The following is a 13,003-nucleotide window of genomic DNA, read 5'->3' on the forward strand; positions in this document are numbered from 1 at the left end:
CCTACACAATGTGTAGGGATCTTTCCATATAGAAAAGACACCCTAAGGTGCCTTTTCTAATAGTTTTTAGCAGAAATAACTTCATCCGATAATAATTAATAGTATAAAGAGTACAACAAGTAACGCAAAGCGATTAAGTTGCTAAAGTAATAAAGGAAACAGCAACTTCTTTAGTTGCAATTTCCTAAAAATACTAGACGTTTGAGGTGATTTTTCCTTGCAATTGTTTTAAGCCATGTAAGACCGATATCCCGGTTGCTGTGAAATAGAAAAATAAGAGACTATATTCTGAGGAAATCTTGAATATAGTCTCTTATTATAGTTTTTAAAACATTAATTCAGGGATTTTTAATTGATTTTTTAGTAAGTTCCAAGTCTCATCTAGTATGGGTTTTGGTGGTATGTAAATAATTGTTCCATCTCGACCTCTTGTTAAAATAACTCTATATGCATTGAGTTTAATTTGGAATGGATCTTCGACACCCCATTGATAGTGTTGTCCTTTCCAAGCCCCATTCTGTAGATAAAGATCATCATCCCAATGAACGAGCGCCATATCTAGTTCAAGTCCTTGTGTTTGAAATTCAGTTGAGCTATAGTTGAGGGTTTTACAATAGTATTGAGATCCGGGATAGTTAAAGTATTGAGCAATCTTACTAGGTCTTTCATATCGTTCATCTCGTGGTAGAACAGGGACTTCCTTTTGACGATCAGCGCCACCAGCACAGACGACACCAACTGTTTTTGTATCATCCTGATAAAGCTGATTTAAAGTGATTTTTGCTTTGTCTAAATCTCGCGTAATAAAAAGCTGATAATGTTCCTTTGGTAGTTTATGAATAAGCTGTTTCGTTTGTTCAAAACTAACATCTAATAAAGTATTAATAATTTCATAGTATTTTAAAGCTGCATGAGCACGGAAAGATGAGTTTAAATGTAGCTGAGAATGAGTTCTATAATGTGCTGCATTTGTGAATACAGAATTAGTATGTTTCGAGTGAACAGTCACGTTTTTTCCAGCGATTGCAGTATTCCACAGAGGGAGACCGCCTTCTTCCCCAGAATAGATCTCTTGACCTTCACCAATTAAGCCAATTGTTACACTCCACGGCTTATTATGTGTCGTAATATTCATTATAATATCCGGTTCACTTAAGTGCTGGGCTTCTCGCTTTCTTCGTGGGAGTGATTGGTCAACTTTTTTGGTATCCCATGCTCGCTGTGCCTCATCAAAAATAATTATTTGTTCCTTTGGAATCATTTTCTTTTCCAGAAAATCCATTTTATATCCATATAGACCTTGTACGAACGTTCTATTTTTTAACGTATCTTGTAATACGTCTACTAATGGCCCGTTACCAGATAAATAAACTGCATTTTTCATTTCATGTGCAATGGTCAGACCCAAATATGTTTTACCTGCTCCTGGCTCACCAGATACTAAGATTAAGTGGTGGGTATTTGTATTTTGTGCTTCTTGAATAATTGTGCGTATAATTTGTTGTACTTTTGGAAAATTACTGCTTGATATTGCTTTAATGTCAGGGAGTGGTTCATTATGTAAAATGGAACGTGCAGCTTCTAGCATAGAAGGTGAAGGTTTATAGAAACCATTAATTATTTCCTCTATCGTCAAAGTTTGTACTTCAGTTTTATCTAATATTCGGTTAATAATAATTTCCAATCCATCAACTGTTGAAAGGGTTACTTGATAATCTTTTTGGAATTCCCATTGTTCACCTTCATAGTTTGTAAGCAGTAGAACACCTATGACTTGCATGTTAGATTGTTGAATTGCTGAGTGATAATGCTGGAGATCACGCATATAAAGTGATGTTTGAATGTATTCAGAAGGTGAAACGTGATTATAACTTTTACACTCGATGACTATCAAATAACCATTAATTAATAAAAGTATATCTGGACGTCGGCCACCTCCGCGTAAAATCTCATATTCAAAAATAAGTGATGCATCTAAATTAGAAAATCGATTAAATAAGTCTTGTAGTTTATTGTAACTATCAATCCATGCTCTCTTTTGAGAAGCTATTTTAGAATCATTTGCATTGGTTTTATAAACATGATATTGCAATTGTTTAATGAATAATTTTAAATCTAATTCTTTAAATTGTTCAATAGTTCCAGCCCAGCCATAGTTCAAGATAAATGCCTCCTTGAGGTGTATTAAGAAATATGTATATCCTTATTATAAGGAATAATATAACTAGTTTGGAATAAGGAAAGAGTTAATCCGTATTTTTCATAAAGTAATGTGTTTCAATATATGATCTAATACATAAGAAATAACTAAAAAATTGCCCATTGAGTGTTAGATGTAGTTTAATACTTAATGGGCAATTAATACTGCTTTTAATAAATTGTAAATAGAGTATAAATAAATTTGATAGTTTTTTGATAATTAACTTATCCATTTTTTAATTTTATCTAATAAACTATCCTGATAGCGTTCCCTAAATATCACAGTATTTTTTACGTCTTCTTTTTTTAGAATTCTTGTGTAGTTATTGTTAGGGTTATTTTTGTCTATTTTCTTTAAACGTGGGTGACTATATCCTAAAATTTCAAGTTTATTTAGACTTTTTATTAGATATATTTTTGAATCATCATCTTGTTTAATATAATATGCATCTTTACCTAGTGGATCAGAAAGGTAAGGGATGTATATTTCAAGCACAAGTATCGTACTTACTAAAAGTGAAACTATAATAAAACCTATAATTTCATTAATATCCGATATATTTAACGATCTATCGGAAAATATATAGAAATATAATATCGTGATTGGCGTTATGAATATTGTGAAAATAATAATATGAAGTATTTGGATAAGTAAAATTTTCTCTTGATTGAAAAAAAGCTTTTCTATACTAGAAGCCTTAAGTATTGTGCATGTTTTTAATAATAGTAGGCCTGCAGCAACGTAATATGTAATATTTAAAGTTTGAAAAATGTTTGTTAAGTCCATGTGATGATATTAACTCCTGTTTCATATAATTTATTACGTATTACTTATAGTACACTAGTTATTATAAGTAATATGAAAGTACAAATTAGCGGGTTTATTAATTTTTTTAAAGAAATCTTCCTTTACATAGTTTAAATTTTATAGAGTAGAAACTACGGAAAATGAATAAAACAATTAAAATGAATTGTCTTTTGAAGGGAGCTATATTGCTTCTTCTATAATCTATTAATAAAATATCTAGTTGAATGGATATTTTATTTTACAACAATATTATATCATATTACGATGTTATGATAATATTATATAGGAGTGAAAAGCTAGTTTTTATTATAGATACTCAACAAAAAATATCGATTATCCTGTTTCTTGGATTAGTGGATAATTGAAGGGTGCAATTTTTATTTGTAGAATAAGGTCAATATTAGTACTTAAGCAATTATATTTACTAAGACAAAAGAAAGTGAGGAAAAAAGGAAGTGTTTTTCTAAGCACTCTCGCTTGGATGTACAAAAGGCTGGCTCGGAAGCACTAGCTTATTTTCTCTTCATCTCTTTAAAGAAAATGAAGAAACTGGTTCAAGAGATTAAGAATGAAAGAGAGCCTTCAGTATAACTAGATACTATTTCCAGTGCAGATCATTTCTTATTAAAGTCTATTTCAGAAGAATTACTTTCCTTAATTAAGAGGAATAGATTTGATGTAAGGAAAAAATTATTGGAGGAACTTGCTAAAAGTCAATGGGCTGACCAAAGTTACAGTATTCCAATCATTAAAAAGGCATTAAACGACGAGAACTCTATTGTTCGTAACCAAGCTGTTATAAAATATCGAATCTTAGGATTGTAAGAAGAAAGTCAGAGGAGAACAAGAATTTTGGAAAAACTGAAGTAGGAAAAGATCTCTCGTCTAAAGTGTTTTTAAGTGTTAACAAAAAGAGAACCATAATGGTTTCATTTTTATTTTTTTGTGTACAGATAAATATAAGGGACTTTTGCATGCTATGACTGTTACTTGAATTTTCGAAATTATAATTCATAAGAAAACAATAGGACGTAAGAAAGCTTGATTTACCAGTACTTCGTGGTACATCAAGGGCTAGAAAAGTAGGTGCCAGCAATCTTTAAAACTGCTTGAGGTGTTAGGAGGTTAGATACTATTACGAACTTAGAATAAGTAAGAAAAATAGAATAATAACTTTAGAGAATATATTGAAAAATCGATTTTATTAACTTATATATGGGAGTGTACAGAAGGTGAATAAGCATGAGAAATTATATACTATAAAAAATGAAATTGAAAATAAAATAAGAAATCATAAATTATTTAAACTTCAAAGGGACAAAGCGATAAGATTAGTGATTCGTAAAACTTCAATGTGGTATTCAGTGATAAATGCATCTGATGAAAGGAATTTTTTATCTAGATTAACAAAGATACCTAAAGAGTTTATGGATGAAATAAAGTTTTTACAAGAATCAATGAAATGGGTAATTAGATGGTGTATTTTGTATTGTCCGAAAGAATCAATGTGCTCTGACAAAGTAGTAGCGGATGAAGTATTGGATCTATTAACGGTGGCATATTATTATGAAGATTTTTATCGATTCTGGTTTTTACATAATAAACATAGAGTATCTTATCAGCTTGATGAAAGAACTATAAAGTTTAATTTTAATAAAGAAGAGAACCATAAATTATATAGTTGTTATAATGCATGGAGAATAGGAAAACAAGAAGAAGATAAGTTTAACTCTATGAGTGGGAGAGAAGATTTCCAAGAAATGATGTATGAGATTCATATGGGAGATTTTGAATTTCAAGAAAATATACAATTTGAGGGTTTTTCGTTAGAAGACTATAAAAAGTTTTCTCTATCAATTAATAACTTTATTGTTAAGGATATTGAAAAAAGCATTAACAATAATATAACTAAGATTTATGAGGGAAAGAATGTATACGAAAAATCAAGAGAAGAATGGATAAAGGTAGTACAAATGTATTCAAAAATGGATAGGTCAATTATTATGTCTATTTTGGACTTTTTTACACTAGATTTTGATAATATAAAAAATGATATTTCTTTAAACTACTTTGTACCAATACATAATAAGTTGGTATTAATGCAGGAGATATTTATGACCACAAGACCTGCAATTAATGCTATACGATTATTAGCTAAAATGAATCAGAAGAGTTATAGCAAAGCTCAAAATTATTTTGAAAAGTTAGAGAGGGATCAAATATACAAAAATTTAGGGGATAAATATAGCATTTCTTATGGTAGAGACAAGAAAAAGGCTATTCGTCCTGGAATGGATTTACTAGTATACGACCCGAGGAAGAATTATTTACATGTTATAGAATTAAAATATAAAATTCCCGTGGAGTCAATTGAGGATGTAATTCAATTAGAAGATGGGCTATTAGAAAAAGGATATACTCAATTAGAAATTGCTAAAGAATATGTTGAAACAAATAAAGATAATATTTTTCAAGAGTATTTTGGAGATACCTATAGTGATGTAAAACCTTTAAAAGTTGAGCATATTATATTGACTAACTATTCAATTGGTACTGGATATAATTTACCTTTAGATACACCAATTTTTACAATAGAGCATTATATTGAATTAATGAGTGTGCTTGGTGTTGATGGTATCGAAAAGGTTTTAAAAGAGGGGCGCAGAGGATTTACTAGGAATATAGAAAGAATCGATAAGTGCATTTCTTTATGTGGTTATAAATTAGTGGTTCCAGAGTATGGATTTTCAATAAATTAAAATAAAGTCAGGTGCTTATAAAGAGATATGGCTTTTAGTGAAAACCCACCTTTAGATATCCTTAGCTGAAGGTGGGTTTTTTGTGGTTAAAAAAGAATATCAATTAGATTCATCCTTAATGAAATTTAATTATAAACGAATAGTTTTTGCAGCGATGAAGAAACACAGACGTTTATGCATAGTTAAAACTGACAATTTATATCTTGTATCAATAAAAATATTTAATTGAAATTTGGGGGAGGAAGTTATAAATACATCCCATTCTCTTTATATGAAGCAAACTCCATTTTTGTAAAATACTCAGCAGAACTTCCTACATATAATGATTTAAATTGTGTGAATTAGTATTCGGTAGGATTCTTTCACGGTATGATTTTTTTGGTTGTTGCTCTTATTGAATGCAACTCACATACCTAAGAATAACATTTAATGGTAAAATAGTAATAAACTAATTTATTGATAAATATATTTAATCATTTAGGAAGGAAGACTTGTTTAATGAATTTAAATTAAGATTACTTTAAGGCACCAAAAATATAGAAATATTTTGTTTGGAGTGAAAGGAATGTTTAGGATTGTAAGGAGCGAGAGGAATCATAAAATAAACTTTGATGAATATGTAGAAGCATTAAATGAGTGTAAAAAAGTAGCCGAGAAACAGGAACTTTATGTATCTGAAAAATTGGGCAATTTGAAAAAGATATTAAGAGATAGTACTGACAATTTAAATCTTTTCATTAACCAGGCGAAGGATCTGGAAGGATTAAAAGATGAATCTCTTACTTCATTATTAGATAATCTAAACCAAACAATATCAGAAAATCTAAGTATGGGTATAACGAATATAGAAAATTCAATAAAAAGAAAAAAGGAGAACCTCAGTACATTTACTGTAACACTATTTGGCAGAACTAAAGCAGGAAAAAGTACAATTAGGGAAGCACTTACCAATGGAGATGGTGAGACCATTGGTAAAGGTTCTCAAAGAACAACAAGGAATATTAGAGAATACCATTGGAATAATTTAAGAATCATTGATACTCCAGGAATATCGGCATATGAAGGTGAAGAGGATGTTAGAATTGCGGAAAGTATTATTGATGAATCAGATTTAATTCTGTTTTTAGTGACGAATGATAGCATACAGGAAACAGAATTTGAAAAACTGTTTCAAATTAAATCTCAAAATAAGCCAATTATTATTTTGCTAAATGTAAAAGTGGATATTGATGATGAAATATATAGGGAAATATTTCTTAATGAACATAGGGAAATTGTCAGTTTAAATGGTCAAGCAGGTCATGTTGAACGAATAAAGCAATATTCAAAGAAATATTTAGGTAGTAGTAACATTGAAATAATTCCTATTCATGCGTTATCTGCGTTTAAAAGTACCAAGGAAGGGGATAAGGATTTAAGTAGGGAACTTTATAACGCTTCAAACATAAATAAGGTTAAATTCATGCTCAGAGAATTAATAGTCAATCAGGGGAAACAAAAAAGGGTTTTGAGTTTTAGGGATGATTATATTTATTACTTAAGGAGTTTGGAAAACATTTATTGGAGTAGTTACAAAGAAATAAAACCAAGAATGCGCTATATTCAAAGTAAACATAATGAGATGAAGAACTGGTTTGGTGAATTTAAAAATAAAGGTTTTGAAGCTATTGAGAGTGAGGTATCACAAATTTTCACGCAATTAGCATCGGAAGTAGACTCATTTGTTGACAATTACGCTGGTGATAAAAATGCCGAAGAAGTTTGGAATGAAAAAGTAGAGTCATATAAAATTCAAGAGAAGATAAACCGAATTTATATAGATTTATGTGAAGAGGCGACAAGATACATAAATGAATTTACGAGACAAATTACATTTGAAGCGAGTAGTTTAAACTTTAATAATGATATGAGTGATTTAGGAGAATTAAAAAAAGGAATTATAGGTAGGGTTGCTCGATGGGGTGGGGCAGCATTAGATGTTGCTTGGGTGGTTTCTTTAACAAATTTTTGGAATCCGGCAGGCTGGGTTTCTGCATTAATTGGCGTTGGAGGAGCTATTGTAACAATTTTTTCATGGCTGACAGGGAATGATAGTAAAAGATTTGATAGCAAGAAATCAAAGATAAAAAGTGATATGAAAAAACAGATTAATAAGATGGCTAAAGATACAAACAGGCAATTGTGGAATGCTTTCAAAAAAAATATTGTCAACCATTTATACCAACAGATTAATATAGAATTGGCTAAAAATATTAAATTACTATATAGATACTTAGATATAGTTAAAGAATCGGCCATTAGTCTTAGAGACGAAGAAAAAAGTGAGAATATTAGCTTGTTTAAATTACTGTATAAGCTAACTTATAATAGGAATTTTGACAATTTAATGATAAAAATTGCACGAGAACAGGGAAGAATGTCTAAGGTTTTGACAAATGAAGATGAAATGTTAAGACATAATGAAAGCAGAAGATTATTAGAGAATGTATTAGGGGAAAGAATAATTTATATAGAGTTTGTAAATGAGCCAAGTGAATTGTTAAAACGCGCTTTATTTCCAGCTAATACAGATAATGTTGATTTCGAACTAAACATTCCTAATATTACCATAAAAGCAGGGAAAGAAAGTGTAAAACAAATTATTGGTAAAAAGGGAAGAAATATAAGATTAACGAATAGATTGTTTGACGATTTTAATATCACTGTTAAGGAGATATGATGATGGAGCAAGTGAAATACGTTGAGTATGTTAAAGAAATAGAAAATATAAAAGAAGATTTTAATGAAATTGTTAGTGGTATAAACAATAAAAAGTGTATTACCTTAATGAAGGATTATATGAATGATAGTGTTGAAAATAGTGGGAAAGATAGTTTGGAAATTGCCTTTATAGGTCAGTATTCAGCAGGTAAGTCTACAATGATTACTGCCCTAACTGAGAATATGGACATAAAAATAGGACAAAATGTAACAACAGATAAAGTGACGGAATATAAGTGGAATAATGTAGTGTTAATTGATACACCAGGTATCGGAACTGACCAGAAAGAACATACTGATTTAGCTTTTAGGCACATGGATTTAGCCGATTTATTGGTATATGTAGTAACCACGCAAGGATTTGATGATTTAATTGCGAGAGACTTCAAAAGGATTGCATTTCAGCATAATAAATCACCAAAAATAATGGTAGTAGTTAATAAGACATCCTTAGAATCTATAGACAACAAAATGAATTGGGAGAATGATATTAAAAAGGTTATATCGCCATTAACGTTAGAGGACTTTAGAGTTACATTCATAGATGCCAAAAGTTATTTAGATGCTTTAAAACAACCTAAAGATAGACTTAAGAATGCTTTAATGATACGAAGTAATCTTAGTGGTTTTATATCTCATATAAATGATTTTATAAAAGAAAAAGGTATCGTCGGAAGGCTTGTATCTGATTTAAATATCATTGGTACGTATTTGGATGGAATTTTGAATGAAATATCAACAGACGAGGACAGAAAAAAAATTCAAGAACTTTTGGTGAGAAAAAAGTTTTTAGTTGTTGAAAATAGAAAGAACATCAATAAAAAAATAGAGAGAGAAGTGCAAAATCTCTACACTGGTATTATGAATGTTGCAAATGAGCTTATTTCAATATTAACAGGTGATGTTAAGTCCGATGAAATAAACTATGAATTTGAAAATATAAAAGATAAAGTTGAAATTTTGTGTAGTGACACTGGTGAAAAGATAGAAGAGATCGTTGACCAGGAATTGGATAGTTTAATTAAGCAGATTAATGCTTTGGAAAATACCCTTATATATAAGGAATTATTAAATGATTTTAGTAAGGAAATTGACTTTAATGTGAATTTAAAAGACAAACAAGACCTGGAGAAGTTAAAAAAAGCTCCCGATGTTTTGAAGGATGTAGGTAAATTTTTAGGGATTGCAGGAAATGGATTTAAAAATTGGTGTGTAAATGCTGAAAGTGTAGGAAAGGGGCTAAAAGCATTTTCAGGAAGTGATGCTCATAAATTTATTTTAGATGTGGGGCGTTTTTTTGGTAAGAAGTTTAAACCTTATGAAGCATTAAAAATTGTAGATAAATTAGGTAAAGCTGGAGAAGTTTTATCAAAAGTAGGTTCAAAAGTAGGTGTTGTTGCAGGAATTGCATCTCCTCTTATTGCAGCCTTTGAAGAATACCAAGAAGGAACGAATGAGAAACGATTAATAGAAGCGAGAACTGAAACGAGAAATAACTTTAGAGCATGGGCGAAGGAAATCCAAAATAATACCTTAAATAAAAAAGAGGAATTGTTAAAGAAAATACACGATAAAGAGCTGGAGAATATAAATATTCGTATTAATTCATTAAGAAACGAAGAGATGATCCAAAGTGAACAATCAAAGTCATTATTAGAGTTACAGAGTAGAATTGACAGTATAACAAAACGAATAAATGAAAATTTATAAGAGATTTGGATTGGGGCTAATATCCCTCTTTTCTCTTTATGTTCCATTTATTGGGATATATTGTGACATCAACAAGTAAAAAAACTTATATAAGGGGTTTCCAAAATAACGAATAAAAATTGGAATATCTGTCCAGATTTTCTTGTTGTTTTAATTTATTTTCGGATCAAAAAATTGGGAAACATCATTGAAGGGGGTAAATGATGGAGATTTTAAAATACTTGGATAGTTTTTTAAGGCAACTTGATTCTTATATAGCTCAATCGAATGGTAAAATAACTTGCCAAGAAATATTCCAATTTCAAAGCGAAATAACAGAAAGAATATCAAGATATTCTAAGAGTAAAGCAAACTTTACGGGATTTTCCGAAATGCTAATATACCAATCTATATCGTATTATTTTTTAAATGAAATAAAAAATGGGGAAATCAAAATAGAGGTAGGTAAAAAGTATTTGGGAAAGAGAAGTTTATTTAAGAAGGTAAAACGGATTTATGAAGAAACAGAAGAACATAAGTCTCAACATCCTGATATAACAATTGAAAAAGATAAAAAGATATTTCTTTTGTTATCTATAAAAAAACAAAAAGGTTATATAGACTCAAAGCCAGAAGACATATACAGCAGCACTGTAAAGGAATTGTTATTAAGAGATATAAAATGGAAGAAAAAGGTTGATAACCTTAATGTTGGGGATAAGATACCATTGCCAATACAAGATATTAACCGCATAGAAAACTTGTATGAGAAATGCGGTTATTTTAAAGCAGTTACTATTTATTATAATAAACCCACAAAAGATAATATTGAATGGCTTAACCGTATAAAGGAAAGGTATCCTTGGTATGATTATATCTCCCTACAGGATAACGGAGAGAAATCATTTGTAGATTTGTTAGATGAAAAAGTGAATTTAAAAAAGATATGTTCTATTTGATGAGGCCTCTGTTATATTGAACGCATAAATGGGATCTATTTGGATGAAAAAGTAAATAGGGAGTGAATGTTGATGCAGTCTTTTGAGGAATATATTTCAAGAAGAACAGGTGAAAATAAAATAAATGAAATTGAGATTAATGCAAGAACGGGAAATATGTGAATTTGTGTGAAGTATGTTTTTGAATACTTTAATCAGTATTTTAATATTGACGAAATGAAAATAACATTTTTAAATGAGGAGCGTTTAGAGAAATTTAAAAAGAGATTCGATATGTATGATAAAGATATCGAGGGCTGTTTGACTGATATATTCAATGTGTATGAGATGTATAGTTATCGTTCTATAATTAATATATTAAAAAAAGATGAAGTTTTTCTATTATATAATACAGAAAATGAGTTCACAAGTAGTTCATATAATTGTAACTCTGGATATTAATTAAGACCATAGATGTTAAACTTAAAAAATCTGGGATTATAAGATGATAGTTAGAAATAGAGAATTCAACTGACTTTATTAGTAAGCGTGGTATTATAAAATATTATATCTATATATTTACGATTCAAGTTTAGGCGAGGTGTCAATGTAGTGAAAATTTTTAAATAGGAAAAAAGTGAGTAAAGAGCAAAGAGAGAGCCTAAAAAATATTTTATGATTGATAGAACAGGAGAAAGAGTAACAAAAACAAAAATAAAAATAAATAGAAGCAGTAGCGTCTCTTAATCATTTTATAATAATGTATTAATTAAAGGGAACTTAGGTGTAAGTAAATGTATATTTAGTACTGCTAGATTTTATGATGTGGAAAATTGGATAGGAGTAATTTATGAAATTAGTTGATTATTTTTATATGGGAGTTTCAAATAGAGAGCTAAAACAAAAAATAGAAAGATTAATATTAGAATGTAAATTAGAAATTACGAATCTAGGTATAGACGCTATGGAAATAGAAGATTTAAAGCTATTAAATGCTTTTATTAAGTCGAAAGCAGAAGAAGTAAAAGCTACTCAACTATACACTGCAATGATCGCATTTGGAATAGCATTTTTAACATTAATGTTGAAAATGATTTTATCTGGAAACACTATTTGGGGAATACTTATATTGGGATTATTATTTTTTTGTATCTATATTACTTTCAAAATTGACGAAAAAATATTTAGAAAAAAGGTACAGAAAGTTTATTACCTTTCGAATTTATTAGATTTGTATATTAAACAAAGAGAAGAAGATTCTTCAAACTAAAATATAAAAATAATAATTTTCAGTTTTATCACCTGTATAATTGTAAGGAAAATAAAAAGTATACATCCCGCTGTATACTTTTATTTTTATATTTTTTCTACTAAAAAAGAGAATGGATTTAATTTAAACTTATTAAATCCAGAATAGTCAAAGATTCCAAGGTTATTTTTATTTATAAAGGGAAGCGTCGAAAAGATAAGAAAACAGGATTTTCTGCAAAAAAGAAATAGAAAATGATTTAACTAAGTCGCTTTCAGAAGTTTATAATAAAACATATGTGGAACGTAGTAAGGTCTCTTATGGTGAATATCCCTAGGGTTTGTTTAATAAAAAGAAGCACAATGTTGGTATTCAAAAAAAGAAAGTATTGAAGTGGTATTAAACAGTCAAGTCAATCCTTTTCTAGGTAATTTCAAATTAGTCAAGTTAACAATATTGCATATGCAAAACCATATTAATTTACTGAGGGATGAAGTTTTAAGCGAGTTTATTTTAAGGATAACTATATTTCAATCCAAAATGATGATAGAAAAGTGTAAGTCAACTAGGCGATGAATTATTAGATAGTCCATAATGGACA

General features: G+C 29.3%; 8 protein-coding genes and 1 pseudogene. 6 read left to right on the forward strand and 3 right to left on the reverse strand.

The annotated features are described in order from the left end of the window. Positions 1-81: 81 nt before the first annotated feature. The 3 genes and pseudogenes from ACTFR3_RS20240 to ACTFR3_RS20250 all read right to left on the reverse strand — a co-directional run. A pseudogene (locus ACTFR3_RS20240) lies at positions 82-129 on the reverse strand (YjcZ family sporulation protein); the annotation flags it as partial. 196 nt (positions 130-325) lie between these two features. After that, a complete protein-coding gene (locus tag ACTFR3_RS20245) occupies positions 326-2,161 on the reverse strand; it encodes a DNA/RNA helicase domain-containing protein (RefSeq protein ID WP_440044734.1) in 1,836 nt (611 codons plus the stop codon). 258 nt (positions 2,162-2,419) lie between these two features. After that, a complete protein-coding gene (locus tag ACTFR3_RS20250) occupies positions 2,420-2,986 on the reverse strand; it encodes a hypothetical protein (protein ID WP_098255230.1) in 567 nt (188 codons plus the stop codon). Between the two features lie 714 nt (positions 2,987-3,700). On the opposite strand from ACTFR3_RS20250, the gene ACTFR3_RS20255 reads away from it, so the two are divergent. The 6 genes from ACTFR3_RS20255 (at position 3,701) to ACTFR3_RS20280 (ending at position 12,423) form a co-directional block, all read left to right on the forward strand. After that, positions 3,701-3,832, forward strand: coding sequence for a hypothetical protein (locus tag ACTFR3_RS20255; RefSeq protein ID WP_257138115.1), 132 nt, complete (start codon positions 3,701-3,703; stop codon positions 3,830-3,832). Positions 3,833-4,239: 407 nt separating this feature from the next. Beyond that, complete coding sequence (locus ACTFR3_RS20260; protein ID WP_440044735.1) at positions 4,240-5,766, forward strand: hypothetical protein; 1,527 nt, start codon at positions 4,240-4,242, stop codon at positions 5,764-5,766. 565 nt (positions 5,767-6,331) lie between these two features. Next, positions 6,332-8,485, forward strand: a complete 2,154-nt coding sequence (locus tag ACTFR3_RS20265; RefSeq protein ID WP_440044737.1) for a GTPase — start codon at positions 6,332-6,334, stop codon at positions 8,483-8,485. 2 nt (positions 8,486-8,487) lie between these two features. Continuing rightward, on the forward strand, positions 8,488-10,236 hold the full coding sequence (locus ACTFR3_RS20270; RefSeq protein ID WP_440044739.1) for a GTPase: 1,749 nt from the start codon (positions 8,488-8,490) through the stop codon (positions 10,234-10,236). Positions 10,237-10,439: 203 nt separating this feature from the next. Beyond that, a complete protein-coding gene (locus tag ACTFR3_RS20275) occupies positions 10,440-11,174 on the forward strand; it encodes a hypothetical protein (RefSeq protein WP_440044740.1) in 735 nt (244 codons plus the stop codon). An 829-nt stretch (positions 11,175-12,003) separates the two neighbouring features. Further along, a complete protein-coding gene (locus ACTFR3_RS20280) occupies positions 12,004-12,423 on the forward strand; it encodes a hypothetical protein (protein ID WP_440044741.1) in 420 nt (139 codons plus the stop codon). Positions 12,424-13,003: the final 580 nt, after the last annotated feature.

It is taken from the genome of Bacillus cereus group sp. MYBK14-1 (genome assembly GCF_051916885.1).
Taxonomy (GTDB): Bacteria; Bacillota; Bacilli; order Bacillales; family Bacillaceae_G; genus Bacillus_A; species Bacillus_A cereus.